The sequence below is a fragment of the Paenibacillus sp. SEL3 genome (genome assembly GCF_054602585.1).
This window is the reverse complement of sequence record NZ_CM137725.1, coordinates 475,571-502,437: the sequence shown is the minus strand read 5'-3', so window position 1 is coordinate 502,437 and position 26,867 is coordinate 475,571. Positions and strand designations below refer to the sequence as shown.

The 26,867-nt window shown below is 46.7% G+C and carries 22 protein-coding genes; all 22 read left to right on the top strand.

All coding sequences use genetic code 11. The features are described from left to right. The first annotated feature begins 171 nt into the window (after nt 1-171). The 22 genes from ACYCS5_RS02490 (at nt 172) to murA (ending at nt 26,819) form a co-directional block, all read left to right on the top strand. Nucleotides 172-822 (top strand): RsfA family transcriptional regulator, encoded by a 651-nt coding sequence (locus ACYCS5_RS02490; RefSeq protein ID WP_039272257.1) that lies wholly within the window; start codon nt 172-174, stop codon nt 820-822. A gap of 126 nt (nt 823-948) precedes the next feature. Continuing rightward, nucleotides 949-1,908 (top strand): ketopantoate reductase family protein, encoded by a 960-nt coding sequence (locus tag ACYCS5_RS02485; protein WP_340956092.1) that lies wholly within the window; start codon nt 949-951, stop codon nt 1,906-1,908. A 4-nt stretch (nt 1,909-1,912) separates the two neighbouring features. After that, the gene (locus ACYCS5_RS02480) at nt 1,913-2,302 is read left to right on the top strand and encodes a DUF3397 domain-containing protein (RefSeq protein WP_013311106.1); all 390 of its coding nucleotides are present in this window, start codon (nt 1,913-1,915) and stop codon (nt 2,300-2,302) included. 153 nt (nt 2,303-2,455) lie between these two features. Then, nucleotides 2,456-4,159 carry a peptide ABC transporter substrate-binding protein gene (locus ACYCS5_RS02475; protein ID WP_029517764.1) on the top strand — a complete coding sequence of 568 codons (1,704 nt, stop codon included), beginning with the start codon at nt 2,456-2,458 and terminating at the stop codon, nt 4,157-4,159. A 202-nt stretch (nt 4,160-4,361) separates the two neighbouring features. Beyond that, nucleotides 4,362-5,294, top strand: coding sequence for an ABC transporter permease (locus ACYCS5_RS02470; RefSeq protein ID WP_029517763.1), 933 nt, complete (start codon nt 4,362-4,364; stop codon nt 5,292-5,294). Between the two features lie 4 nt (nt 5,295-5,298). Continuing rightward, nucleotides 5,299-6,249, top strand: coding sequence for an ABC transporter permease (locus ACYCS5_RS02465; RefSeq protein ID WP_459760746.1), 951 nt, complete (start codon nt 5,299-5,301; stop codon nt 6,247-6,249). Between the two features lie 11 nt (nt 6,250-6,260). Continuing rightward, nucleotides 6,261-7,199 (top strand): ABC transporter ATP-binding protein, encoded by a 939-nt coding sequence (locus ACYCS5_RS02460; protein WP_029517761.1) that lies wholly within the window; start codon nt 6,261-6,263, stop codon nt 7,197-7,199. A gap of 122 nt (nt 7,200-7,321) precedes the next feature. Continuing rightward, nucleotides 7,322-8,953 (top strand): bacillithiol biosynthesis cysteine-adding enzyme BshC, encoded by a 1,632-nt coding sequence (gene bshC / locus ACYCS5_RS02455; RefSeq protein WP_340932660.1) that lies wholly within the window; start codon nt 7,322-7,324, stop codon nt 8,951-8,953. Between the two features lie 65 nt (nt 8,954-9,018). Further along, entirely contained in the window at nt 9,019-10,284 is a 1,266-nt protein-coding gene (locus ACYCS5_RS02450) for an adenosylhomocysteinase (protein ID WP_318627862.1), read from the top strand. A 332-nt stretch (nt 10,285-10,616) separates the two neighbouring features. Further along, nucleotides 10,617-11,054 carry a division/cell wall cluster transcriptional repressor MraZ gene (gene mraZ / locus ACYCS5_RS02445; protein ID WP_013311099.1) on the top strand — a complete coding sequence of 146 codons (438 nt, stop codon included), beginning with the start codon at nt 10,617-10,619 and terminating at the stop codon, nt 11,052-11,054. A gap of 17 nt (nt 11,055-11,071) precedes the next feature. Next, nucleotides 11,072-12,022 carry a 16S rRNA (cytosine(1402)-N(4))-methyltransferase RsmH gene (gene rsmH / locus ACYCS5_RS02440; RefSeq protein ID WP_023989455.1) on the top strand — a complete coding sequence of 317 codons (951 nt, stop codon included), beginning with the start codon at nt 11,072-11,074 and terminating at the stop codon, nt 12,020-12,022. A gap of 24 nt (nt 12,023-12,046) precedes the next feature. After that, on the top strand, nt 12,047-12,427 hold the full coding sequence (locus ACYCS5_RS02435) for a type VI secretion system membrane subunit TssM (RefSeq protein WP_029517759.1): 381 nt from the start codon (nt 12,047-12,049) through the stop codon (nt 12,425-12,427). Nucleotides 12,428-12,487: 60 nt separating this feature from the next. Then, entirely contained in the window at nt 12,488-14,842 is a 2,355-nt protein-coding gene (locus ACYCS5_RS02430; protein WP_165149083.1) for a penicillin-binding transpeptidase domain-containing protein, read from the top strand. 82 nt (nt 14,843-14,924) lie between these two features. Further along, the gene (locus ACYCS5_RS02425; RefSeq protein ID WP_025721601.1) at nt 14,925-16,841 is read left to right on the top strand and encodes a stage V sporulation protein D; all 1,917 of its coding nucleotides are present in this window, start codon (nt 14,925-14,927) and stop codon (nt 16,839-16,841) included. A 55-nt stretch (nt 16,842-16,896) separates the two neighbouring features. Then, nucleotides 16,897-18,384 carry a UDP-N-acetylmuramoyl-L-alanyl-D-glutamate--2,6-diaminopimelate ligase gene (locus ACYCS5_RS02420; protein ID WP_029517757.1) on the top strand — a complete coding sequence of 496 codons (1,488 nt, stop codon included), beginning with the start codon at nt 16,897-16,899 and terminating at the stop codon, nt 18,382-18,384. Beyond that, the gene (locus tag ACYCS5_RS02415; RefSeq protein WP_459761293.1) at nt 18,384-19,787 is read left to right on the top strand and encodes a UDP-N-acetylmuramoyl-tripeptide--D-alanyl-D-alanine ligase; all 1,404 of its coding nucleotides are present in this window, start codon (nt 18,384-18,386) and stop codon (nt 19,785-19,787) included. Before ACYCS5_RS02420 ends, ACYCS5_RS02415 begins: the two co-directional genes overlap by 1 nt. Before the next feature lie 22 nt (nt 19,788-19,809). After that, complete coding sequence (mraY, locus tag ACYCS5_RS02410) at nt 19,810-20,778, top strand: phospho-N-acetylmuramoyl-pentapeptide-transferase (protein ID WP_013311092.1); 969 nt, start codon at nt 19,810-19,812, stop codon at nt 20,776-20,778. A gap of 4 nt (nt 20,779-20,782) precedes the next feature. Continuing rightward, nucleotides 20,783-22,204: a UDP-N-acetylmuramoyl-L-alanine--D-glutamate ligase gene (murD, locus tag ACYCS5_RS02405; RefSeq protein WP_340885918.1), complete on the top strand. Its 1,422-nt coding sequence runs from the start codon at nt 20,783-20,785 to the stop codon at nt 22,202-22,204. A gap of 49 nt (nt 22,205-22,253) precedes the next feature. Next, the gene (gene spoVE / locus ACYCS5_RS02400; protein WP_029517754.1) at nt 22,254-23,351 is read left to right on the top strand and encodes a stage V sporulation protein E; all 1,098 of its coding nucleotides are present in this window, start codon (nt 22,254-22,256) and stop codon (nt 23,349-23,351) included. A gap of 6 nt (nt 23,352-23,357) precedes the next feature. Continuing rightward, nucleotides 23,358-24,467, top strand: a complete 1,110-nt coding sequence (gene murG / locus ACYCS5_RS02395; RefSeq protein WP_340885915.1) for an undecaprenyldiphospho-muramoylpentapeptide beta-N-acetylglucosaminyltransferase — start codon at nt 23,358-23,360, stop codon at nt 24,465-24,467. 146 nt (nt 24,468-24,613) lie between these two features. Continuing rightward, nucleotides 24,614-25,519, top strand: a complete 906-nt coding sequence (gene murB / locus ACYCS5_RS02390) for a UDP-N-acetylmuramate dehydrogenase (protein ID WP_029517752.1) — start codon at nt 24,614-24,616, stop codon at nt 25,517-25,519. Further along, nucleotides 25,509-26,819 (top strand): UDP-N-acetylglucosamine 1-carboxyvinyltransferase, encoded by a 1,311-nt coding sequence (gene murA / locus ACYCS5_RS02385; RefSeq protein WP_459760745.1) that lies wholly within the window; start codon nt 25,509-25,511, stop codon nt 26,817-26,819. Before murB ends, murA begins: the two co-directional genes overlap by 11 nt. Nucleotides 26,820-26,867: the final 48 nt, after the last annotated feature.

Sequence of the window (26,867 nt, the reverse complement as noted above, 5' to 3'; positions counted from 1 at the left end):
TTCACGTATGAGTTCTTGCAGAAATGGAAATACAATTTAGTATCAAATAGATTCTATGAACTCTACGAGAGGCATAGGAATGAATAAACAGCTTTTATACCCTATTCAAATACCGGCAGGATCGGTTCATGAAGACGGTTATTTCAGGATGTTGTTAGGAGGGCTAGAGGCATGACTGCAATAAGACAAGATGCATGGAGTGTGGAAGATGACTTGATATTGGCGGAGGTGACATTGCGGCATATCCGTGAAGGTGGAACGCAGCTTGCTGCGTTTGAGGAGGTAGGACAAAAGATAGGAAGAACCTCTGCAGCATGCGGCTTTCGTTGGAACAGTTGCGTGCGCAAACGTTACGATGAAGCAATTAGCATTGCCAAAGCACAGCGCCAGAAGCGCAGTTATATCCGCAAGCAGAACCCGGTAGGTGTATCACAGGTTGCGGCTTTTGCCTCGCTTGATACAGTTGAAGGTGGGTACAGAACAGATGGTACGAGTGAGGATACATTATCTATTGATGCAGTAATTCGTTTCTTGCGTCAATGGAAGGGATCCGTCCAGGAAACGAATCGGCAGATTAAGATGCTGGAGAAAGATTTACGGGAAAAGGAAGAAGAATTGAATCAGCTTCGCTCCATTAATGACCGGCTGTCCAAAGAAGTGAATGAGGTGCAAACCGACTATCGTGTTGTGAATGATGATTATAAAGCTCTGATTCAGATTATGGACCGGGCTCGGCGCTTGGCTCTAATTACTGAAGATGAGGAAGAGCTTAAATCCAGATTCAAAATGGACGCCAATGGGAATCTGGAGCGCATTGAGTAACAAGATTACTTCTGCAATTCTGAAATAAAACGTCAACTAGCGCTTTGCCGTAGTTGGCGTTTTTTGTATTTCTTTAGAGTGCATATGATATAGTAGAAAAAAAGATGGAAGCGAGACGATACAAAGGTGATTGATATTATTGGAGCGGGTTCGCTGGGATTGTTGTTTGCCGGGAGGTTATCTGCCTCGGGTACAAAAGTAAGGCTGTGGACACGTACACTTGAGCAGGCACGCGTCATTACTCATGAAGGAATTACTGTGTTTGATAAGGAGGGACAGGTGGCAATACATGTGTCCGGAGATAAATTGAAGGTAGCGCCATTGGCAGATTGGCAACGGTTAAATTCACAGGCTCCGGCACGATGGATAATGCTTATGACCAAACAGGGGGCGATTGAGGAAGTATTAGAACAGATCCAGCCTGCAGCTCAAATGGACAGAGCTATAGGAATCGTTTGCTTGCAAAATGGAATCGGTCATATAGAACGCATTAGAAAGGCTTGGCCTAAAGCTGTGGTATACCCTGCTGTGACGACTGAAGGAGCCAAGAGGCAGGGAGTCGCATCTATTGTACATGCAGGATCGGGTGTTACTGAAATAGGTTGTTCGGAGGAAGGGGAGGAGTCGAAGAACAATAATTTTAACCAATGTGTGCTAAATCGGCTGCTTGCAGCAGGATTTGACGCTTGCTTGTCGAAAGAAATCGAGAACGGTATGTATCGCAAGTTGTTGATCAATGCTGTAATCAATCCGCTGACGGCGGTATGGCGAGTTCGTAATGGCGAGCTGCTTTCGCACCCTATTCGAATACATATGATGCGCAGGTTGTACGATGAAGGCATTCAAGTGTATGAAGCTCATGGTATCCACTGGGAAAACGCATGGTGGGAGCAAATTATAAATGTATGCCGGTCAACGGCAGAAAATCACTCGTCCATGCTAGCTGATGTACTTGCACAGTCCATGACAGAAGTTGCTTCAATTAACGGACAACTGGTGCAGATGGCAGATCAGGCTGGGGTTACTGCACCAACTCATGAGGTATTGTGGCAATTAATTGAAGGTATGCGGCTAAAAGAGGGGTGATCAGTTGAGTCTTATACAAGGTACCATTATCACTTTCAGTATTCTTCCCTTTTTTCCGTTTTTGATCGTGTTTGCGGTTTGTCGCTACATTCTTAAAATGGAAAAAAAGAAATCGTTACTTACTTCTATGGATATTACCACGTTTTTTCTGATATTTTCCGTCGCAGCACTCTTTAACGTCATTTTTACATCTCGATTCGGTTTTTATTTGATTCTACTGCTCCTATTACTGGCCTTGGGTTTAATTGGAGGAGCTCAAAATCGAATAAAAGGAAAGGTTGATGGTAAAAGATTATGTAGAGCGGTCTGGAGATTAACTTTTATAGCAATGACATTGGCGTATATTTTGTTGACTGTTGTTGGTATATTTAAGAATATATTCAACATCATGTGATATAACATGACATGAAACGGTGAGAAAATATGAATTAATCATGTTTTTTTGAAAAAAAAGCTCAATTTGAAGAAATGTAATGTAGATTTTTTTGACCGCTGGTTGTATAATCTATAAACATATACCACTTTAGAACTAGGGGGAAAACGCTAGATGAAAAGGAAAAGCTTTTTAGTCCTTTTGACACTCATTCTTGCAGTTGGCGCATTGCTCGCAGGTTGCGGCTCCAGCAAGAACGATACCAATGGTAAGGGCGCACAAGAAAACACCTCGACTACGCCGGCTCCGGCCGACAAGCAAATTTTGCGCATTAACCTTGCATCCGAGCCGCCAACGTTCGATCCGGCACAGGCTCAAGATACTCAAGCAAACACTGTTTTAAAAACAATGTATGAAGGTCTTGTTCGCATGGGCCCTGATGGTAAAGAAATTCCTGGCGTAGCTGAATCTTGGAAAATTTCCGATGACGGCAAAACCTATACGTTTAAGCTTCGCGATACTGCAAAATGGAGTAATGGCGACCCAGTCAAAGCAAGCGACTTCGTATTTGCTTGGCAACGGGTATTGGATCCTTCCACGGCTCCTGCACCTCCATATGCTTACCAATTGTACTATATCAAAAATGCTGAGGGTTACAACCTGAGCACTTCCAAATCTTTTAAAGGTACTAAAGTTACGGACTTCAAAGATGTAGGTGTCAAAGCAGTTGACGACCATACATTACAGGTAGAACTGGAACATGCAACACCTTACTTCCTGGGATTGACTTCTTTCTACACCTATTATCCGGTGCATCCGTCTGTTAAAGGTAATGATAAATGGGCGACTAAAAAAGAAAGCATGATCACTAACGGGCCTTTCACATTGTCGACTTGGGAGACAGGTCAAAAGATTGAGGTTTCCAAAAGCGAGAATTATTGGGGTAAGGACGAAATTAAACTGAAGAAAATTACAATGTCCCTTGTAAACAGCGGTGCAACAGAACTCGCTTCTTACAGAAGTGGACAACTTGATTATGCAGGTAAACCTAATGGTGAAATTCCTGCAGACCAAATGATGGCTGTGAAAAATGAAATGCCTAATGAATTCCAGGCTAAAGGTATAGCAAGCACCTATTACTATTTGTTTAACGTCACCGAAAAACCGTTCAATAATCTTAAAATTCGTAAAGCATTTGCAATGTCGATTCAACGTCAGCCGATTGTTGATAGAGTAACGATGGGTGGAGAGATTCCTGCTTACGGCTTTGTACCTCCGGGTATTAAAGGTTTATCTCAGGAATACCGTAATGAGCATAAAGATGATTATTTCAAAGAAGATGTAGCTGAAGCGAAGAAATTGCTTCAAGAAGGTATGAAGGAAGAAGGAGTAACTTCACTCCCTCCAATCACTCTACTCTACAATTCTACTGAAGGACACCAAAAAATTGCTTTGGCAGTTGCAGATATGTGGAAGAAAAGCCTGGGAATCGATGTGAAAACGCAAAACCAGGAGTGGGGCGTATTTATCCAAACACGTAACAAGTTGAATTTCCAAATTGCTCGTGGTGGATGGTCTGCTGACTTTAATGATCCGATGACATTCTTGGATATCTGGACAACTGGTAATGGCAACAATAATTCTGGATATTCTAATCCTGAATATGATGGTTTGATTAAAGCGGCTAAAACAGAAACTGATCCAGGAAAACGCATGGAAATATTTGCGAAAGCAGAGAAGCTTCTTGTTCAGGATGATATGGTTTTACTGCCGATTTATTACTACTCTAATACTTCTTTGACGAAACCAAATGTAAAAGGCGTTGCCTTGGATTTTAGTGGTGCAATTGATTTTACAAGAGCTTATATAACACAGTAAGTAGCTGATACTTGATTCTGAAGTTGAAGAGTTACTTCGGGATATATATGTGGGTACTGCCATATATATCCCGTTTTTTTTGTGTGTGAGGGTTCTTCTTAATATGATTAAATTAACCATGCATATAAGTAGATTGGACAACCCAACTCTATTTCTATAGAATCGAATGGTGTCGAAAAAATATGGGGGGTGTAAACGGGCGATGGCGCGTTATTTGATCAGTAAATTTATATTTATGCTTATTTCTTTGCTCATTCTGATCTCTGCGACGTTCTTTCTGATGAAGGCAATTCCAGGTAACCCTTTTATGAGCGAAAGAGCGACGTCTCCTGAGATTCAAGCCCGATTAATGGAACAGTATGGGTTGGATAAGCCTGTATATGTACAATATTTTAAATACTTAGGTGATATTGTTACGGGTGATTTTGGTATTTCTATGAAAAAATTGAATCAAGATGTGAGCGACATTATTGGACAGACCTTTATGGTATCATTAAAATTAGGTCTCGTAGCAATTATTGTCTCCATTATTGTCGGTATTTTACTAGGCATGCTGGCGGCTTTGTACCATCGTAGACTCATTGATACCGTAGCGATGATATTGGCAATTCTAGGTATTGCGGTTCCCAGCTTCGTTTTGGCATCATTAATCCAGTTCTTTTTTGCCCAAAAGTTGGAATTGTTTAATGTTATGGGTTTTGAGGGCCCAATGGACTACGTTCTGCCTGTTGCGGCTTTGTCCGCTCAACCAATTGCGTTTATTGCACGATTGACGCGTTCCAGTATGATAGAAGTACTGCATGCAGATTATATCAAAACGGCCAAAGCTAAAGGCTTGAAATCCATTACGATCATGTTCAAGCACGTTGTGCGGAATGCTATTTTGCCAGTTGTTACCTACGTAGGTCCAATGACAGCGAATATTATTACCGGATCTGTGGTTATTGAACGGATTTTCGGGATTGGCGGTATTGGTAAAGTGTTTGTGGAAAGTATCACAAGCCGTGATTACACTATGATTATGGGGATAACGATTTTTTACGGTGTTTTGCTTATGTTAGCGCGTTTTATTACAGATGTCGCGTATGGGTTTATTGATCCTCGGATTAAGCTGTCCGGCGGGAAGGAGGGGTAACTTTATGTCTGTGAAAGACAATGCTGTGAATTTGGATAAACTTCAGGTGAAACCGGGAGATTTCCAAAAAATAGGTGTCGATGAAAAGCAGTCTGAAGTTATTCAGCGAGAAAGCTTATCTGCTTGGCGCGATGCCTGGGAACGACTTCGTAAAAACAAGGTTGCAATGACTAGCTTGATTGTTTTAGTTCTGATTGTGCTTTTTTCTTTAATCGGCCCGATATTGTCACCCTATAATTATTACTCTAATGATTTACTCAGCACGAATCTGCCACCTTCCGCGGAGCATTGGTTCGGTACGGATGATCTTGGACGTGATATGTTTGTCCGTACATGGATGGGAGCACGGATTTCCTTGACGATAGGTCTGGCTGCAGCTTTGATTGATTTGCTGATTGGTGTTATTTATGGTGGAATTATGGGTTACTTTGGTGGCCGCGTTGATGAAATCATGAATAAATTTTCTGAAATCTTGTACTCCATTCCTTACTTGCTTGTTACGATCCTGTTGCTGGTTGTACTGGAGCCAAGTATCACTACAATCATTATTGCGCTTTGTGTGACCGGGTGGATTAACATGTCGTGGATTGTACGTGGTGAAATGATGCAACTCAAAAACAGAGAGTTTGTACTTGCTTCCCGTTCCATGGGTGCTGGAGCAGGTCGTTTGCTTTTCCGCCACCTCTTGCCTAATGCAGTAGGTCCGATCATCGTTACATTGACGTTGAGCGTACCGACCGCTATTTTTTCCGAAGCTTTCCTGAGCTTCCTCGGGTTAGGGGTACCGAATCCGGAGGCATCGCTGGGTTCAATGATTGAATCAGCTCTGACCGGGTGGATGTATTACCCGTGGCGGATGCTTTTCCCGGCAGGTTTGATCAGTTTGATTATGCTTGCGTTCAACCTTTTTGGCGACGGCTTGCGTGATGCGCTTGATCCGAAGTTGAAGAAATAGGAGGTGAGATCATGGTGAGTAGCAACAATTTAATTGAGGTTGAAGGTCTTAAAAAGTATTTTAATGTTGGCAAAAACCGTGTGCTCAAAGCGGTGGACAACCTGAATTTCTATATTCGTGAGGGTGAAACGCTGGGTATGGTTGGCGAATCCGGCTGTGGTAAGTCTACAGCGGGTCGTACGATTTTGCGCTTGTATGAACCTACAGCAGGAAGCGTACGTTTTAACGGGACAGATATTTACAAATTATCACCGAGTAAAATGAAAGCCATGCGCCGTGATATGCAGATGATCTTTCAAGATCCATATGCATCATTGAACCCGCGTTTTACTGTTTCTGATATTATTGGTGAGGCGCTGGATATTCACAATATGGCGGGTAGCCGTGCAGAACGTAAGAAACGGATTGAAGAGTTACTTGATCTGGTTGGTTTGAACCCTGACCATGCAACACGCTATCCGCATGAGTTTTCTGGTGGTCAACGTCAGCGGATCGGTATTGCACGCGCACTAGCGGTTAATCCTAAATTCATCATTTGTGATGAGCCGATTTCAGCTCTTGACGTATCTATCCAGGCTCAGGTTGTCAACCTGCTAAAAGAGCTTCAAGAACGTTTGGGTCTGACATATCTGTTCATTGCGCATGATCTGTCGATGGTTAAGCACATCAGTGATCGGGTAGCTGTAATGTATATGGGGAGAATGGTCGAGCTTGCAGAAAGCGCTGAGTTGTATGCAAATCCGATCCATCCTTATACGAAAATGCTTTTGTCGGCGATCCCACTTCCTGATCCAGAAGTAGAAGCTAACAAAAAACGGATTATTATGCCAGGCGACCAAGCAGGCCCGATTCATGATGCATCTGGCAATAAGACAGGGGCTTATAACCTGGAAAATGCCACGCTCATCGAAGTGTCTAAAGGACATTTTGTAGCTGAGCCTTACGCCTGATCTTGTTTTATGCAACAACCGCCGAGTTATTCGGCGGTTTTTTTTGTAGGAAGCTTTGACGTGGACATGGGCTTTCGGTACAATCAAGCAGTAAGGTTTTGGTGGAGACAGGAGGCAGACCCATGAAAATAATTCCGGAAACGCTTCGTGGAGGGTCGGCTTTGGCAGAAGATTATATACAGGGTACAGGACGCGCAAGCGACTTGTATGAATATAATGTGCTGCACGCCGATGCTTATGCCCAACGGGCGAAGTGGCTGGATAAGACGGGGCATCTGCGATTAAACCGTAAGGATGTCGTAGCATGTCTTCGTATATACAATGAGAAATACAATTCGTATGAGGCGGTTCGTGCTTCATTGGACCGTCTGGATAGTCCAGATGCCTTAGTAGTAGCTGGCGGACAGCAAAGCGGGCTGTTCACAGGTCCGATGCTGGTCATTTACAAAGCCGCTACAATTATTAAGGCAGCGAGAGAAGCTGAGGAACGGCTTGGACGTCCGGTTATCCCCGTCTTCTGGATTGCTGGCGAAGATCATGACTGGGATGAGGTCAATCATACATACGTAATGGCAAATGACCCACAAGCCGTCAAAATCAAGCTGAATAAGCAACTAGAACGCCGTTCTTCGGTTAGTGCGATTAAAGTTGATACTGTTGAGTGGAAGCAAGCGATAGCGGATATAGAGCAAAGCTTGCCAGATTCAGAACATAAGGCTGATATAATGCGCATGATTGAGAACGGATTAACGGACTCATATGGACTGAGTGAAGCCTTTGCCAAGTTGCTGGGCCTTTTGTTCGGCAGCTATGGATTAGTACTTTTAGATTCAGCAGATCCTTCGCTACGCAAGCTGGAAGCATCCGTTTTTAAGCGGCTGGTTCTGCACAATGATGAGTTGGAGCAGGCTTACCGGACGACTGCCACGCGGATCGTAGATTATGGCTATCATTTACAAGCGGATGTGCATGAAGGCGGCGCGAATCTCTTTTATATCCATGAAGATGAACGTTTGCTGCTTTTCAAAAAAGCTGGGCTATTCACAGATCGACACGGTCTGGTGGTGTTTACTGTGGATGAACTGCTTGAAGAGATAGATAGACATCCCGAACGTTTTAGTAATAATGTGCTAACTCGTCCTCTAATGCAGGATTCACTGTTTCCGGTGCTGGCATCTGTGCTGGGTCTAGGAGAGATTGCTTACTGGGCGATTACACGGGATGCTTTCGGGGTGTTGGAGATGCAGATGCCGATACTGCTGCCACGGATGTCTTTTACGTTGGTAGAGTCAGGTGTGGAGAAGCATATGCTTAAGTATGAATTAAGTTTTGGTCAAGTTCGAGACGGACTTGAGGAACGGAAAAAGCAATGGATTGCCACTCAAGATCGGCTTGGAATGCAGGATCAGTTTTCCGGGGCAAAGGAAGCTTTTGTCCGCATGTACGAACCGCTTGTGCAGCAGACAGGTTTGATTGAAAAAGGTTTGCTACGGCTTGGAGAAACCAACCGCGATAAGATTCTGTCACAGATCGCCTATCTGGAGGCAAAAGTTCAGGAAGCGTTGCTTCGACAAAATGAAACAGCACTTCGCCAGTGGGATCGTATTGAATGGTCGCTTTTCCCATTTGGACAGCCGCAGGAGCGGGCGTATACGATCTATCATTTTCTGAATCGTTATGGTCTCAGTCTGATGGATACGATTATGAATGTACCATTGGATTTGACGGGTACGCATCGTGTTATTTATGTATAATTTGTTGTTTTATATAGGATTTATCATGGAATAAAATTTAACCAATTTGAAGGAGGAAACAAAGTATGACTTCCCATTCTCTGCAAAATAGCATAGTTCACGATCTTAAATTGGCTCCTGAAGGTCATTTGAAAATTGATTGGGTAGAAGCACATATGCCGGTATTGAACCGTATACGTCAACAATTCGAGCAAGAGCAGCCTTTTGCTGGTTTGAAGGTAACCATCTGTCTACATCTGGAGGCCAAAACGGCTTATTTGGCTAAAGTGGTACAAGCAGGTGGAGCGCAGGTAACTATTACGGGTAGTAATCCATTGTCCACACAAGATGATGTTTGCGCCGCATTAGTTGAAGATGGCGTTACAGTATTAGCTAAATACAATCCGGACCCAGAAGAATTCAAAAATTTGCAAATCAAGGCACTGGAAACAAAGCCGGATCTCATTATAGATGATGGTGGTGACTTGGTTACTCTGTTGCAATCCGAACGGCCTGATCTGATTTCTACGATCCGTGGGGGAGCAGAGGAGACAACTACTGGCATTATTCGTTTGAAGGCATTGGAAAAAGAAGGGCAACTTCACTTTCCGATGGTGGCTGTTAATGATGCTTACTGCAAATATTTGTTTGACAACCGCTATGGTACAGGACAGTCAGCTTTCGACGGCATTATTCGTACGACTAATCTGGTTGTAGCCGGAAGTACAGTGGTTGTGGTAGGTTATGGCTGGTGTGGCAAAGGGGTTGCAATGCGTGCGAAAGGGTTGGGAGCCAACGTTGTTGTAACCGAAGTTGATCCAATCAAGGCTGTAGAAGCCCATATGGATGGTTTCCATGTGTTACCAATGGTAGAGGCTGCCAAACTGGGTGATTTCTTTATTACAGTAACTGGTAACAAGGCTGTAATTACAGGGGAACACTTTGATGTGATGAAGGATGGGGCTGTGCTGTGTAACGCAGGGCATTTTGATGTGGAGGTTAGTAAGCCTGAGCTTGCTAAACGTTCTGAATCCATTCGTACGGTGCGTCGTAATATTGAGGAATATCGCTTTAAAGATGGACGTAAAATGTATTTGCTGGCAGAAGGACGCCTCGTGAATCTAGCTGCCGCCGATGGTCATCCAGCAGAAATTATGGATACGACATTTGCGCTTCAGGCGCTTGGCTTGAAATACGTGAATGATCGTTACAATGAGCTTGGCAAAGCCGTTATTAATGTACCTTATGAAATCGATGAGCAGGTAGCTCGATTCAAGCTTGATAGTCTGGGAATCCAAATTGACACGTTAACTGAAGACCAAAAGGTCTATTTGGACAGCTGGAACGCGTAATCGGATTTTTTCGTCACGATTTTCGCTGCAAAAGTGTTGTGTTTTTAATGCAAGTGTTTGTTTAGGTTGACATAATGGACAGAGAGTAAGCCCTTTATTCCGTGTGGTTTCGAAACCTGATGCATATTGTCGGGTGCCGGCTTCATGGGATAAGGGGCTTTTTTGTATCTTATGACGCAGGGCTACAATAACAGACATAATGCTATGGATCCAGCTTCTATCACTTTTTGGTAATGAAAAAGAGGTCTTTGATTTTTTAAAGCGAATCTATTATGCTTAGGTGGTGGAAAGTGGGCCAAAGTGGGAGAATGGGGTAAGGGGTGACGAAACCAATGTTTATGGGGGAGTTCCAACATAGCATTGATGAGAAGGGTCGGCTTACTGTACCGGCCAAGTTTCGTGAACTTCTCGGTGCCTCGTTCGTGGTTACCCGCGGGCTGGACCAATGCCTCTTCGTGTATCCTATGGATGAGTGGGCTGTCATGGAGAAAAAACTTAAAGCACTGCCTCTGATGAAGGCCGATGCGCGGGCGTTTACCCGTTTTTTTTTCTCGGGGGCGACTGAATGCGAATTGGACAAACAGGGCAGGGTAAATTTACCGGGGAATTTGTGCGAATACGCCAAGCTTACTAAAGAGTGCGTCGTATTGGGAGTGTCCACCCGTGTAGAGATTTGGAGTAAGCACACTTGGGAGCAATATTTCAACCAATCAGAGGAAGCATTTAATGACATTGCTGAGAAATTGGTTGATTTCAACTTTGAATTGTAATTTAGGAGGTCAGCCGTTTGTTTCACCACATTACCGTACTCAAAGAAGAAGCAACACAGGCACTAAACATCAGGCAGGACGGGATTTATGTGGACTGCACGTTGGGTGGGGCAGGACACAGTTCCGTCATTGCATCACAGCTTGGCCCTGAGGGAAGGCTTATTGCCTTTGATCAGGACGACTGGGCATTGAACAATGCGCGAGAGAAGCTGTCAGCCTATGAAGGAAAAATTTCATTAGTGAAATCTAACTTCCGCCACTTGCAGGACAAGCTGACTGAATTGGGATTGCCCGAAAAAGACGGCGTCCCGCAGGTCCAGGGTATTTTGTTCGATCTGGGTGTGTCCTCGCCCCAGTTCGATGAGGGGGAACGGGGATTTAGTTACAATCATGATGCGCCGCTTGATATGCGGATGGATCAGAGTAGCTCGCTTACGGCTTACGAAATTGTCAATGAATGGTCGGAAGCAGAGATTGCGCGTATTTTGTTTCATTACGGAGAAGAGAAGTTTTCACGACGGATCGCAAAGATCATGATTGAACGTCGATTGAACAAGCCTATTCACACAACAGGGGAACTTGTCGATATTATCAAAGAAGGAATTCCGGCTGCGGCACGCAGAACCGGGGGACATCCGGCTAAACGCAGTTTCCAGGCTTTGCGGATTGCTGTAAATGATGAGTTGGGTGCACTAGAAGATACTTTGCATCAGGCAATAAGATGTCTGGCTCCAGGAGGCAGAATTTCGGTCATTACATTCCATTCTCTGGAGGATCGGATATGCAAGCATATTTTCAAGGAGTATTTGGCGAAAAGCATCTATCCATCTGATCTGCCTATTTTGGAGGACAAAATGATAGGCGATCTGAAGCTGGTGAACCGTAAGCCGATTGTGGCGTCAGAGCAGGAATTGGAGCTTAATCCACGGTCCCGGTCAGCGAAGCTGAGAGTTGCCGAAAAATTGTAAATTTAATGGAGAAGGAGAGGCGACATGGCTTATACACGCGGTAATTTGGCTGTAAAAGAAAGAGCCCGTCAGGAACAGGTTCAGCAACAACGGTATCGTGAGACCACCAAAGTCGTTACACGCCGCAGAGAGCTGCCGATTCGAGAAAAGCTGCTGTATCTATTGACACTTGTAGCGTGCATTGTCATTGCTGGTATGTTGATTGGCAGGTACGCTCACATTTATCAAATCAATTATTCGATTAATACGGCAAGCAAGGACATTTCCAAATTACAGACCAATATCGCCCAACTGAAGATTCAAAAGGAGCGTCTGGAAAATCAGATCGTGCCGACTGCAAAGGAACAGGGATATATCGAACCAACAAGAGAGCCCATTCGTGTGGAAAAGCAGGCTGCCAAATAGTTAAGGGCATAGCATCAAGCTATGCTCTGACGTACATTTTTTTGCAGAGAGGTTTGAGCTATGGTCAAAAGAATAAAGCTTCGTACACTGCTGATAGGGGGATGTATTACCCTCTTTTTTCTTGTTCTGCTACTTAAGGTATTTTGGATTCAAGTTGTGAGCGGGGAGTACTGGCATAACCTGGTAGTTACTCAAGTGGAAAAAGATCAGGTGATTCAGCCCAAGCGTGGAACCATTACGGACCGTAAAGGAAACGTATTGGCTACGGATGCACCGGCTTATACGGTAGTTGTCAATCCTACCATCATTCAGGAGTATGATTTGGAGAATGAGGTTGTAGCTAAGCTACACCAATTACTCAAAACACCTGAGGATGAGCTGAGAAGGCATCTTTCTGCAAAGGATAAAGCGGGGAACTACTTAAAAAACCGCGAGATCCGCAATGGAGGCTGGAAGGTAGATCCTGAGGTCAAGGCACAAGTGGATACGTTCAAAGAGTATTTGAAGGATAAGTATCAAGTAATTGGAGCTGTGGACACTGTTCAAGGATCCAAACGCTATTATCCAGAAAATAAGCTGGCTTCCCATGTTCTTGGCTATCAAAGAAAAGATGGCACAGCAGGTATGGGGTTGGAAGCTTATTATAATAAAGAGCTCTCGGGGACGGCTGGAAAGCTTCTGTATCAGCGGGATCGGAAGGGAGTTCCTCTTCAAGGATCGGGAAGTGTCTATAAGCCGGCACAAAATGGTAAAAATTTAAAGCTGACGATTGACGATACGATTCAGTATTATATAGAGGATGCCATGCAGGAAGCTATTGCAAAATACAATCCGAAAACGATGACTGTGGTAGCGGCTGATCCCAAAACGATGGATGTTCTCGGTATGGCGACCTACCCGAATTTTAATCCCAATACATATGGGAGTACACCTTTGGAAAATTTCCGTAATAATGCTACTCAGTCCATCTACGAGCCGGGCTCCACGTTTAAGATTGTGACCTTGGCTGCCGCGGTTCAAGAAAAGGTATTCAATCCGAATGAATCCTACCAATCTGGTATGATTCGGGTCGGAGGTTGGGATATTCGTGACGTAAGCCGTAACTGGGGAACGTTAACTTATCTTCAGGGAGTCAAGCGTTCAAGTAACGTCGGCTTTGTCCATCTGGGGCTGGATAAGTTGGGTGGCGAAAGGCTGAAGAAATATATTAATAACTTTGGTTTCGGGGTGAAAACGGGTATTGATCTTCCGAGTGAGTCTACCGGAGCTATCACATTCCATACCCAGTACAAATCCGAGGTCGCAACAGCTTCATATGGACACGGACGTGTCCAGGTGACGCCAATCCAGCAGGTAGCTGCCATCTCGGCAATTGCTAACGGGGGGAAGCTGATGCAGCCTCATCTGGTAAAGGAAATTATAAACCCAGATACAGGCGAAGTGCAGACGATTCAGCCAAAGGAAATCCGCCAAGTGATTACTCAGGAATCTGCAGCTCAGACAAGTAGCTATCTGGAGCAGGTTGTGTCTGACCAGGAAATTGGTACGGGACGCCTTGCTTATATCGACGGATATCGTGTAGCTGGTAAAACAGGTACAGCGACGAAGGTCGTTGGAAAAGTATATGACCATTCGAAGGATGTCGTGTCCTTTATAGGTTTTGCACCGGTAAATGATCCGAAAATGGCTGTTTTGGTTGTTATGGACGAACCTAACAAATCGGTAGGCGGCGGTACAGCAGCAGCGCCTGTATTTAAAAAAATCGTATCCCAATCGTTGCAATATATGGGTGTTCCAAAAACGGGAACTAAAACGAATAAATCAGGTGGCGCTGTTGTAAAAACATTGAATTTGCCAACGGTACCACAATTAACGGGTCAGGTGAAGAAGGATGCGCAAAACGCATTGCTCAAACAGGGGATTGCCTATGAAACGGTAGGCAAAGGCTCCAAAATTGTTCGCCAGTATCCTGAAGCAGGCGTCAAAATGAAACCCGGACAACGCATTTACTTGCTGACTGAGGATAGTGCCAACATGACTATTCCTGATTTTACAGGTGTTTCGTTGCGTGACACACTTCAAGTTCTAACCCTTATGAGGGTTGGTGTGCAGGTAAGCGGCGAAGGTTATGTCGTCTCTCAAAAGGCGCAAATGGTAAATGGAAAGCGAATCGTCAGTGTGATGCTTCAGCCGGCCAAAGAAACGGTGACCGGAGTGAAACCGGAGGATACACAGGACTCGACCAATGGAGTTGCAGCTAACCAGATTGGGAGCGCAACAAAAACGGAGGCCGATAATAAAAACGAATCCGGTACTACTGCCGAAGCTGGAACAGATGCGGGAGCTCCTAAGAGAGGAATATCGGCTGTTGCAGATGAGAAAAGTGCTGCTGAGATTAAAGGCGAGGATAACTGATAGCTTGTTCTTAATGTTCGTTCTTTTGAATATTCATGAGGTAAGACATGTCATGAGTATTTGAGGAACGGAGGGAGCGCGTTTGAAAAAATCTAACGTGACCATGCGGCGAAGGCTGGTATGGGGGCTAATGGGATTATTTGTACTGTTTGCGGCCTTGTCGATCCGGCTCGCCTATGTTCAATTGGGTAAAGGAGGCGAGCTCTCGGCCAAGGCTGAGGATTCGTGGCGCCGCAATATTCCATTTGCCGCCAAGCGTGGCGAAATTTTGGATCGGCAGGGTACGGCGCTGACCTACAATGTCAGTTCGCCCACAGTCATGGCGATACCAGTACAGATTAAGAAGCCGGAAGAAACGGCACGCAGGCTGGCGCCCTTGCTGGATATGAGTGAGGATAAAGTGCTCAAGCTGATTACCAAACGAACAGCAAGCCAAAAACTTCAGCCCGGCGGACGAAAAATTACGATGGAGAAAGCGCAGCAAATTCGTGATTTGAAGCTGCCGGGTATCGTTGTTGCTGAAGACAACAAACGTTATTATCCTTATGGTGATCTAGCCGCTCATATTCTTGGGTTTACAGGAATTGATAATCAAGGGCTGACAGGCGTAGAGAAGCAGCAAAACAGTAAGCTTCGGGGAATTGACGGAAGTATTGCATATTTATCAGATGCAGGTGGTCGTCTGATGCCAGGTTCTTCCGAAAAATACATTGAACCGAAGGATGGACTGAATTTACAATTAACCATTGATAAGTCTGTGCAGTCCATTATGGAGCGGGAGCTTGACCAAGCCATGGTCAAATTTCAGGCGAAGTCCGCGTTGTCTATAGCTATGAACCCCAAGACGGGTGAAATATTAGGCATGGCTGGACGACCTAGCTATGAGCCAGCGCTATACAAGCAATATGCGCCTGAAATCTACAATCGAAATCTGCCTATCTGGATGACATATGAACCTGGGTCTACTTTTAAAATTATTACATTGGCGGCTGCCTTGGAAGAAAAGAAGGTCAATCTCAAAAATGACCGTTTTTTTGATCCGGGATATATTGAAGTCGGTGGAGCACGCCTGCGTTGCTGGAAGAAAGGCGGACATGGGAGCCAAACTTTCCTTCAAGTGGTGGAGAATTCTTGCAACCCTGGTTTTGTAACATTGGGGCAGCGGTTAGGCAAAGAAACACTGTTCAAGTACATTCGCAATTTCGGCTTCGGCAGCAAAACGGGGATCGACATGATTGGTGAGGGCAATGGCATTTTGTTCAAGCTACCTCAGGTCGGTCCTGTAGAACTGGCGACGACCGCTTTTGGTCAAGGGGTGTCTGTCACCCCGATCCAGCAGGTTACGGCTGTATCAGCGGCAATCAATGGCGGTAATCTTTACAAGCCTCACATTACAAAAGGTTGGGTTCAGCCGGGAACCGGAAAAGTGCTGGAAAAAGTAGAACCAGAACTGGTACGTAGGGTCATTTCAGAGGACACCTCCCGACAGGTAAGGGAAGCGCTGGAAAGTGTCGTTGCTAAAGGTACAGGTCGTCCTGCTTTTATTGAAGGCTACCGGGTGGGAGGTAAAACGGGGACAGCACAAAAGGTGATTAACGGGCGTTATTCTTCCTCGGAGCATATTGTATCCTTTATTGGTTTTGCACCGGCAGATGATCCGCAAATCGTCGTCTATACCGCTGTCGATAACCCGAAGGGCATTCAATTCGGCGGGGTTGTTGCTGCGCCAATCGTGCAAAATATTTTAAAGGACGCGCTGATTGCCTTAAAAATACCACCTCGCACCAATCAAATTGCCAAAGAGTACAAGTATGGAGAAAATCCGATCGAAACGGTACCTGATCTGGTAGGTGCTACTGCAGCTGATTTGTACGAAGATATGAATATGAACTTTATGCTCGTAAAATCCGGGTCAGGCAAGACGGTCGTGAGTCAGGCGCCGAAGCCGGGCTCCAGATTGGAGCGGGGATCAACGATCCGTATTTACATGGGGGATTGATAGGTTCATTTTATACCATACTATGAATAACGAGAGAGCAATGGAGGAATGAAAGATGCAGCTTCAACAATTGGCTTCACTGCTGGCCGTCTCCCGTGTCGTGGGTGACGGTACAGTGGATTGCCGAGGAATCGGGGCGGATTCACGTCGAGTGCAACCGGGAGATTTATTTCTGTGTCTGCCAGGTTTTACAGTGGACGGACATGACTATGCTGAGCAGGCAATTGCGTCCGGAGCGGCAGCTTTGGTCGTTGAACGGGAACTGGATGTACCTGTTCCGCAGCTTGTAGTTAAGGATGCACGACATGCCATGGCGGTTTTGGCGGATTATATGTTTGATTCACCGAGCCGACGCATGCGCATGATCGGCATAACCGGAACCAACGGTAAAACAACGATAACTTATCTGATTGAAAAGATCATGAAGGACGCCGGGGTGAACACCGGACTGATTGGTACGATTCAAATGCGTTACGGTGGTCAGTCTTATCCAATGTCTGGCACTACGCCCGAAGCGGTGGAACTTCAACGTTATCTGGGAAATATGGCAGAGCAGGGGGTTCAATGCTGTGTCATGGAAGTATCCTCACATGCGTTGGAGCAGGGTCGCGTCAAGGGAACTGATTTTCGCACAGCTATATTTACAAACCTGACGCAGGACCACCTGGACTACCACAACACAATGGAGGAGTACCGTGCTGCAAAAGGACTTTTGTTCTCTAGGTTGGGAAATGCTTTCTCGCGCGATGCATCAGATAGCAAATATGCTGTTCTGAATGCAGACGATCCGGCTTCTTCCTATTTGCAGGCTCAAACTGCGGCCCAAGTGATTACATACGGCGTGGAAAAGGAATCTGATGTGCAGGCATCTCGTATCACTATTGGTGCCAAGGGAACCTTCTTCCATGTGTCCACTTTTAAAGGAGATACCGATATTGAGCTTCGAATGGTGGGCAAGTTCAATGTGTACAACGCACTGGCGGCCATTACTGCAGCTCTGCTGGAGGGAATTTCGCTGGCGGATATCAAGAGGAGTCTAGAGTCTATCGCAGGCGTAGATGGGCGGGTAGAGCCTGTAGATGCGGGTCAGCCCTTTGCTGTTATTGTAGACTATGCCCATACACCGGACGGATTGGAAAATGTCCTTCGCACCGTAAAGGAATTTGCGGTCGGTAAAGTATGGTGTGTATTTGGATGCGGCGGTGACCGGGATCGTACGAAACGTCCGTTGATGGGGAAAATTGCTGCGCGTTACAGTGATCATTCGTTTATTACTTCCGACAATCCGCGAACAGAGGACCCGAAAGTGATTTTGAAAGACATCGAACAAGGGCTGATTGACGAAGGTATACCCGCAGAACGATACGAATTGATCGTGGATCGCAGAACTGCAATTCATAAAGCTGTTGAAATGGCAAGCCCTGACGATGTAGTATTGATTGCGGGAAAAGGTCATGAGACTTACCAGTTGATCGGAAAAACGGTGCATGAATTCGATGACCGCATCGTAGCCAAAGAAGCGATAAGGGGTTTATCCAAGTGATGAAAAGAACAATCGGTCAGATTGCATCTATGTGTGAAGGAACACTTCACGGAGAAGCGGACGCCGAACAGATAGTCGAAGGCGTTTTTACAGATTCTCGCAGGCCGCAGAGCCAAGGGTTGTTTGTTCCACTCGTGGGCGAACGATTTGATGGGCATAATTATGTGCAGCAGATCGTAAGTGAGGCAGGTGCAGCTGCATTTTTATGGCAAAAGGATCATGGCGTACCTCCGGCTGAGAACGCTATTGAGGTAGAGGATACGTTAGAAGCCCTTCAGCATCTAGCAGCTGCATACTTACGCGAAACTGGCGTTTCTGTCGTTGGGATCACGGGAAGCAACGGCAAGACGACAACGAAAGACATCGTAAACGCTCTGCTGGGCACGACTTTTAAAGTACACAAAACCGAAGGAAATTATAACAATCATATCGGTTTGCCTTTAACGGTACTGTCCATGCCGCAGGATACAGATATTCTCATTCTGGAGATGGGCATGAGTGGACGTGGAGAGATTCGTCTGCTGGCTAATATTGCCCAACCGGATGTAGCTATCATAACGAACATAGGCGAATCGCACTTGCTGCAGCTTGGTTCTCGTGCGGAAATCGCTCGTGCAAAGTTGGAAATCACAAGTGGCCTTAAGCCCGGTGGTTTGCTGATCTACAACGGGGATGAACCACTGCTTTCACAAGTGTTGGCGGAGTCTGAAACGGTCAAGCCTGAAGGTTTAAAATTATTTACGTTCGGGCTAGCTGCAGGCAACGATGACTATCCAACTGAAATCACTTCGGATGGAGAAGGTAGCTTATTCATAACAGCCCAATCTGGGAAAGAGGCTTTCCGACTTCCCTTGCTTGGTCAGCACAATGTTGTAAATGGTTTGGCAGCACTGGCGGTAGCGCGTCATTTCAATGTCGATGCAGACCATATACGTAAAGGGTTGTCGTCTTTAAAACTGACGGGCATGCGCATTGAGGTCGTGAACTGTCCTAATGGACTTACTGTGCTAAACGACGCTTATAACGCCAGTCCGGCTTCAATGAAGGCTGCAATTCAGACGTTGTCTGCGTATAAAACGGATGGACGTAAAGTCGCCGTACTTGGTGACATGCTGGAGCTGGGATCTGAGGAAAAGCAATTCCATGAGGAAATTGGAATTTTCGCGGCAAAGCACGACGTAGAGGTACTGTTTACCTACGGTGCGTTAGGCACTTCGATTGCACAGGGCGCGCAAGGGTTGATGCCAGCTGTTAACGTGCACGCTTATACAGATAAGCAAGAGTTGATCCAGCATTTGCGGGTTCATCTCCACGCCAATGATATTGTGCTGGTTAAGGCATCCAGAGGGATGCGACTAGAAGAAATTGTGGATGCGCTGAAAAACGGTCCGCTACAGAACTGATGTTGACGAGAGGGAGACTCCCATGGATATTCAATTATTACTGCTGACGATCGTCGTATCGTTTATACTGGCGGTCATTGCCGCTCCACTGCTCATTCCGCTGCTGCGGCGAATGAAATTTGGCCAGCAGGTCCGGGATGACGGGCCACAAAGCCATCTTAAAAAGATAGGTACGCCTACAATGGGCGGTATCGTGATTCTGGTGGCTTTTACGCTGACCTTTCTTAAGTTTTCAGCTATCAAAAATACGGACTTTTACGTTCTGCTGGTTGCTACGCTCGGCTTTGGGCTGATCGGCTTTTTGGACGACTATATCAAAATTGTATTCAAACGCTCGTTAGGCCTGACGGCGCGTCAAAAGCTGTTTGGACAATTATTGTTTGGCGCGATCATGTGCTGGCTTCTGCTTAGCAATGATCATAGTACTGCGATCGGCATCCCTGGAACGTCATGGTCATTTGATTGGGGCGGCTGGTTCTATTATCCGTTCATCATTATCATGATGCTGGCAATTAGCAACGCTGTCAATTTCACGGATGGGCTGGACGGGCTGCTGTCCGGTACAAGTGCCATTGCCTTTGCTGCTTATGCCATTGTCGCGATTCAGGCAACCTCGCTTCCGGCAGCAGTATGCTCAGCAGCTATGATTGGCGCTGTACTAGGATTTCTCGTATATAATGCTCATCCTGCCAAGGTGTTTATGGGTGACACAGGCTCGCTGGGAATCGGCGGCGCCATAGGTGCCATTGCCATCGTTACGAAAAGCGAAATTTTGTTTCTCATTATCGGCGGTGTATTCGTAATTGAAATGCTGTCCGTGGTCTTGCAGGTAGCTTCCTTTAAAACACGTGGCAAGCGTATTTTCAAAATGAGCCCGATTCATCATCATTTCGAGCTGTCCGGCTGGTCCGAATGGCGCGTAGTTATTACATTCTGGGCTGTAGGACTGCTGTTGGCAGGACTCGGACTTTATCTCAACAAGGGGTTGTAGACCAATGAACCATCCAGACGCATACAGAGATCAGGAAGTCGTCATTATCGGTCTGGCCAAAAGCGGCGTGCAAGTTGCCAAGGTGCTGCACCAGGCCGGAGCGAAGCTGACAGTCAATGATAAAAAAGATAGGGAACAATGTCCCGAAGCTTCTGAATTAGAGGCTTTGGGAATTTCCGTTTTATGCGGGGGTCACCCAGAGGGGTTGATTCATCCTGGAGTGAAGCTGGTTGTCAAAAATCCAGGCATTCCTTATACGGCCCCTCCCGTACAGAAAGCTGTCGAGCTCGGCATTGAGGTTGTGACCGAGGTTGAGGTCGCCTACCATCTATGTAAAGCTCCGATCATCGGAATTACTGGCTCCAACGGAAAGACGACCACGACCACTTGGGTAGGCAAGCTGTTGGAGGCATCCGGCATGAATCCAATCGTGGCTGGTAATATCGGTACGCCCTTATGTGAGGCGGCTGTGGACGCCAAGTCGGATGAGTGGATGGTTGTGGAGCTGAGCAGCTTTCAGTTAAAAGGAACAAAGGATTTCAAGCCCGCTGTGGCCTGCCTGCTCAATGTAGCAGAGACCCATTTGGACTACCACGGAGGCATGGAGGACTACGTTGCATCCAAGGCGCGTCTATTTGCCAATCAAACGGCGGCGGATACTGCGGTGGTGAACTGGGACGACCCCGTCTGCCGGGAGCTGGTACCCTATATAAAAGCGAAGCTGCTTCCGTTCTCTACGACAGAACGTTTGCAGGAAGGGTTGTTTGCTGATCCGCCATACATACCGGATGTGACGGACGATATTGAACGTAGCATCGTATACCGCGATGGAAATGGTGTGCTGCATCCCATTATAGGCATAGCTGAGATTGGACTTCCGGGTCGTTTTAACGTAGAAAATGCTCTTGCTGCCTGCGCAATCGCCATTGCTGCAGGCGCAGAACCAGCAAATTTGGCGGAACCATTAAGTACTTTTCGCGGCGTAGAACATCGGCTTGAATATGTTTTAGAACACGCTGGTGTAGCTTATTACAATAATTCCAAAGCAACCAATTCGAAAGCAACGATGATGGCCTTATCTTCCTTTAAGCAGCCTATTGTACTCATTGCCGGAGGATTGGATCGTGGCTCTGATTATACAGAGCTCGTACCTTCTTTACAGGAAGGTGTGAAAGCCGTTGTGCTCCTGGGTGAGACACGGCATAAGCTGGCTGAGCGGGCCAAGCAGGCCGGAATAGAGCATGTCAAGGTCGTCGATAATGGGGAGGATGCCGCCGCTACGCTCGTGGAGGCTGTGAACAAGGCTTCTGAATTTGCTGAGACGGGAGATGTGGTATTACTCTCACCCGCCTGTGCAAGCTGGGATATGTTCCGATCCTATGAAGAGCGTGGACGTATTTTTAAAGAGGCGGCGCATAAATTGTAAGTAGGGGGGTTGGATAAGCCCCTACTTTTATGCAAGGGGTGGCCTCCTGATGAAGCAGTCTCGTCCAGCGCCGGATCTATGGCTTTTCGTTTGTATTGTAAGCTTATTAGCCATCGGCATGGTTATGGTATATAGTGCGGGCGCCGTCCTCGCTTTTCACGAGTACGGGGACTCCTACTATTTTGTTAAGCGACAATTGCTGTTTGCGGGGCTCGGCCTAGTAGCGATGTACTTTACTGCCAGAACGGACTACCGGGTCTGGCAGAAATATGCCAAGGTCGTATTGTTGATCTGTCTAGCGCTGCTGGTTGCCGTATTAATTCCCGGCATTGGTGTAGTAAGAGGCGGGGCACGAAGCTGGCTCGGTATTAGCTCTTTCGGCATTCAGCCTTCCGAGTTTATGAAGCTAGGTATGATTCTTTTTCTCGCTCGTTGGCTCAGTCGTCCTGATTATGATATTAGCTCTTTTACGCGCGGCCTGTTGCCGCCGCTTGGACTCATGGGACTGGCTTTTGGGCTTATTATGCTCCAGCCCGATTTGGGCACAGGTACGGTAATGATGGGAGCGTCCATGCTCATCGTATTTACGGCAGGCGCGCGTATGAAGCATCTCGGTCTGCTAGCTCTGTCGGGAGCAGCGGGGTTTGCTGCACTGATTGCAGCTGCGCCTTATCGACTCCAGCGCATCACAGCTTTTCTGGACCCTTGGTCCGATCCGCTTGGCGCAGGCTATCAAATTATTCAATCGCTATATGCGATTGGTCCTGGCGGGCTGGCGGGCTTGGGACTCGGCATGAGTCGACAAAAATATAGCTACGTTCCTGAGCCGCAAACTGATTTTATTTTTTCCATTTTGGCGGAGGAGCTTGGCTTTATCGGTGGAATGACGGTGCTGGGGCTCTTTTTGGTTCTCGTGTGGAGAGGAATGCGTGTCGCTATAACCATTCCGGATACCTATGGTAGTTTGCTTGCGGTGGGTATTGTCGCAATGGTTGCCGTACAGGTCGTCATTAATATTGGTGTCGTTATCGGTTTAATGCCGGTGACAGGAATAACACTGCCCTTAATCAGCTATGGAGGTTCTTCTCTGACCTTAATGCTAACTGCTCTGGGCATTTTACTAAATTTATCACGTTATGCGAGGTGAACGTTTATGCGCGTCGTGTTGAGCGGCGGCGGCACCGGAGGGCATATTTATCCGGCGTTGGCCGTAGCCAGACAGTGCGAAGAAATTGATCCAGACGCTGAATTTTTATACATTGGCGGTCAACGAGGACTCGAAAGTAAGTTGGTTCCTCAGGAAAAAATTCCATTTGAGGCTATTGATATCACAGGATTTCGTCGCAGCTTGTCTGTGGAAAATATAAAAACGATCATGCGTTTTTTCAATGGGGTTCGCAGATCCAAAGCATTATTAAAGAAATTTAAGCCAGATGTCGTTATTGGAACTGGGGGATATGTATGTGGCCCCGTCGTTTATGCAGCTTCCAAGTTGGGAATTCCCAGCATTATTCATGAGCAAAATGCAATTCCAGGGCTGACTAATACATTTCTGAGTCGCTATGTGGATACAGTGGCTGTTAGCTTTGAAGGCTCAGAAGGAGCTTTTCCCAAAGCTAAAAATGTACTGTACACCGGAAACCCGCGTGCTACAACAGTTCGTTTGGCTAACCGGGATCGGGGATTTGCTACGATTGGGGTTCCGATGGACAGCTCAGTTGTCCTTGTGGTCGGTGGCAGCAGGGGAGCGAAGGCCATTAATGACGCCATGATTGCAATGGCTCCGCAACTTTCGCAACTGAAAGACGTCCATTTTGTATATGTAACCGGAGAATCTTATTACGAGCAAACGCTGGATAGCATACGGAATCAGATCGGCTCATTGCCCAATCATCTACATGTGCTTCCCTATATTCACAATATGCCAGAGGTGCTGGCCTGTACTTCTTTAATTGTTAATCGTGCAGGTGCGTCCTTCTTGGCAGAGATTACATCGCTCGGCATTCCGTCCATTCTGATCCCATCACCTAATGTGACGAATAACCATCAGGAGGCTAATGCTCGTACCCTTGAAAAGGCAGGCGCATCCGTCATGATTGTAGAAAAGGAACTGAGTGGCCCGGCCCTGTTTCAATCTATAGCGGGAATTATGAAGGATAAGGCATGGCGGAGTCGCATGGCGGAGTCGGCGTCTGCGCTTGGCAAGCCTGACTCAGCGGATATTTTAGTAAAAGAAATGGAGCGTCTTGCCCGTAAAAGGTAGTTTGCAGCGTAGAATTGGGCGGTTGTCACACACCGGATGGTATTTACATAGGATACCCTATAGATTGTGACCATCACTCAGGCTGCCGGTTGTCAGGTGAGAGCCTTATAACCATGCGGGGCAAGCAACAAGGAGGTTTCAGTACAATGCAGCAATGGATGCCATTATTAGCGGAGCATGATATCGGAAAAGTGCTGGAGCATGAGCCGCTGTCCAAATATACGACATGGAAGATTGGAGGCCCTGCGGATGCACTTGTCATCCCGGATACCAAAGAGCAGCTGGCAAGAGTTTTGAAGCTGGCTAGCGAGCACGGAATTCCCTGGATGCAGTTGGGGCGGGGCTCCAACATGCTCGTCTCTGACAAAGGGATACGGGGACTTGTGATCAAGCTGGGACCAGGATTTGATTATGTTCATTTTGAAGATGAACAGATCGTTGCTGGAGGAGGCGTTTCACTGGTCAAACTGTGCGTTATGGCCAGCAAACAGGGCCTATCCGGTCTTGAATTTGCTGGTGGTATCCCAGGATCGGTCGGTGGGGCTGTCTACATGAACGCTGGCGCCCATGGGTCTGATGTGTCACAAATATTCCAGTCCGCTGAGATTGTGCTGGATACAGGGGAATTGGCTGTGTATGATGCCGAGAATATGCATTTCAGCTATCGTCACTCCGTGTTGCATGAGCAACGTGGAATGGTGACAGAGGCAGTGTTTCGGATGAAGCGGGGCGACCGCGAGGAAATTTCAGCAGCGCTTGCGGCTTTTAAAGACCGCCGTCGGCTGACTCAGCCGCTACAGTTAGCTTGTGCAGGAAGCGTGTTCCGCAATCCTCCAGGAGACTATGCTGCCCGTCTTATTGAGAGCGCAGGTCTCAAGGGCTTGAAGGCGGGAGGCGCAGAGGTATCTGTACAGCATGCCAATTTCATTGTAAATACCGGTCAAGCGACAGCAGAGGACGTGCTTACCCTAATGAAGCATATTCAAAGTACAATATCATCTCAAACCGGCATCAAGCTAGTTCCGGAGGTTTTCGTAGTGGGTGAGCGGTAAACTCGGAGGTGATACATTGGACAAATTGGTGATTGAGGGAGGCCGTCCCCTGTCAGGCACCATACGTATCCATGGGGCAAAAAATGCGGCACTACCTATTCTTGCAGCGAGCTTACTTGCACAAGGTAAGGTAGAAATTCGGAATGTGCCCCATCTTTTAGACATTAAGGTCATGCTGCACATCCTTGAAAGACTCGGCTGTACATGCCGACATGAAGAGGAAACGGTATACGTGGATACGTCGTCCGTCCGAACGTTCCAAATTCCGGAAGATTTGATGAAGCAAATGCGCTCATCTATCTTTCTGATGGGACCGCTGCTCGCCAGATATGGAGAAGTTTCTATTTACCAGCCCGGAGGCTGTGCCATAGGCGAGCGCAAAATTGATCTTCACCTAGAGGGCTTAAAAGCTCTTGGCGCAGAGATAGAGGAAAAAGACGAGCAAATTACGTTTCGAGCCCACAAGCTGATCGGCTCGGACATCCACATGGATTTCCCGAGTGTAGGTGCAACGGAAAATATTATGATGGCCGCTGCGTTGGCTGAAGGACGAACAACGATCACCAATGCAGCGAGGGAACCGGAGATTCAGGATTTACAAAACTTCTTGAATGCCATGGGAGCCCGCATTATCGGTGCTGGAACCGACACGATTACAATTACGGGGGGCAGTTGCCTCAATCCGTGTACGTATGAGGTCATTCCTGACCGCATAGTTGCTGGAACGGTTATGATCGCAGCTGCAGCTACACGAGGAAGTGTGTCGTTGACACACTGCAATCCATCCCACTTGTCTGCTCTAATTCATGTCCTCAGGCGGGCTGGTGTTCAAGTCGGCATCTTGAATGATATAATGACCGTAAGTTGTATGAGTCGTCCCAAAGCAGTGGAGAGGATCGTTACCTCCCCTTACCCGTCTTTTCCGACGGATTTGCAATCTCAGGTCATGGTTCTGCTTTCTTTGGCGGACGGATTCAGTGTCATGAAAGAGACCGTCTTCGAAAGCCGATTCAAACATGTGGATGAACTAAATGTAATGGGTGCTGATATTACGGTTGATGCAAATGCTGCCTTTATAAGAGGAGTTTCACGTCTGTACGGGGCTACGGTAGAGGCTACCGATCTGCGGGCAGGGGCTGCGCTGGTCATAGCGGGTCTAGCGGCTCAAGGACGTACCGTTGTCGAGCAGGTTCATCATATTGACAGAGGGTATGACCGGATCGAGCGTCTTTTTCAGGGACTGGGAGCCCGAATGAGCCGTCAGTCTCCGGTGCCGGAGCAACTGGATTTCGTAAATTAATGCCTGTAATGTCCCTCCATTAACGGGGGGACAAAAGGCTTTTGTGGA

What these genes read in the sequence shown, in the direction of transcription:
- ACYCS5_RS02490 (WP_039272257.1), top strand. Translation starts at nt 172, where the DNA reads ATGACTGCAATAAGACAAGATGCATGGAGTGTGGAAGATGACTTGATA.
- ACYCS5_RS02475 (WP_029517764.1), top strand. Translation starts at nt 2,456, where the DNA reads ATGAAAAGGAAAAGCTTTTTAGTCCTTTTGACACTCATTCTTGCAGTT.
- ACYCS5_RS02470 (WP_029517763.1), top strand. Translation starts at nt 4,362, where the DNA reads ATGGCGCGTTATTTGATCAGTAAATTTATATTTATGCTTATTTCTTTG.
- ACYCS5_RS02465 (WP_459760746.1), top strand. Translation starts at nt 5,299, where the DNA reads ATGTCTGTGAAAGACAATGCTGTGAATTTGGATAAACTTCAGGTGAAA.
- ACYCS5_RS02460 (WP_029517761.1), top strand. Translation starts at nt 6,261, where the DNA reads ATGGTGAGTAGCAACAATTTAATTGAGGTTGAAGGTCTTAAAAAGTAT.
- bshC (WP_340932660.1), top strand. Translation starts at nt 7,322, where the DNA reads ATGAAAATAATTCCGGAAACGCTTCGTGGAGGGTCGGCTTTGGCAGAA.
- ACYCS5_RS02450 (WP_318627862.1), top strand. Translation starts at nt 9,019, where the DNA reads ATGACTTCCCATTCTCTGCAAAATAGCATAGTTCACGATCTTAAATTG.
- mraZ (WP_013311099.1), top strand. Translation starts at nt 10,617, where the DNA reads ATGTTTATGGGGGAGTTCCAACATAGCATTGATGAGAAGGGTCGGCTT.
- ACYCS5_RS02435 (WP_029517759.1), top strand. Translation starts at nt 12,047, where the DNA reads ATGGCTTATACACGCGGTAATTTGGCTGTAAAAGAAAGAGCCCGTCAG.
- ACYCS5_RS02430 (WP_165149083.1), top strand. Translation starts at nt 12,488, where the DNA reads ATGGTCAAAAGAATAAAGCTTCGTACACTGCTGATAGGGGGATGTATT.
- ACYCS5_RS02420 (WP_029517757.1), top strand. Translation starts at nt 16,897, where the DNA reads ATGCAGCTTCAACAATTGGCTTCACTGCTGGCCGTCTCCCGTGTCGTG.
- ACYCS5_RS02415 (WP_459761293.1), top strand. Translation starts at nt 18,384, where the DNA reads ATGAAAAGAACAATCGGTCAGATTGCATCTATGTGTGAAGGAACACTT.
- mraY (WP_013311092.1), top strand. Translation starts at nt 19,810, where the DNA reads ATGGATATTCAATTATTACTGCTGACGATCGTCGTATCGTTTATACTG.
- murD (WP_340885918.1), top strand. Translation starts at nt 20,783, where the DNA reads ATGAACCATCCAGACGCATACAGAGATCAGGAAGTCGTCATTATCGGT.
- spoVE (WP_029517754.1), top strand. Translation starts at nt 22,254, where the DNA reads ATGAAGCAGTCTCGTCCAGCGCCGGATCTATGGCTTTTCGTTTGTATT.
- murG (WP_340885915.1), top strand. Translation starts at nt 23,358, where the DNA reads ATGCGCGTCGTGTTGAGCGGCGGCGGCACCGGAGGGCATATTTATCCG.
- murB (WP_029517752.1), top strand. Translation starts at nt 24,614, where the DNA reads ATGCAGCAATGGATGCCATTATTAGCGGAGCATGATATCGGAAAAGTG.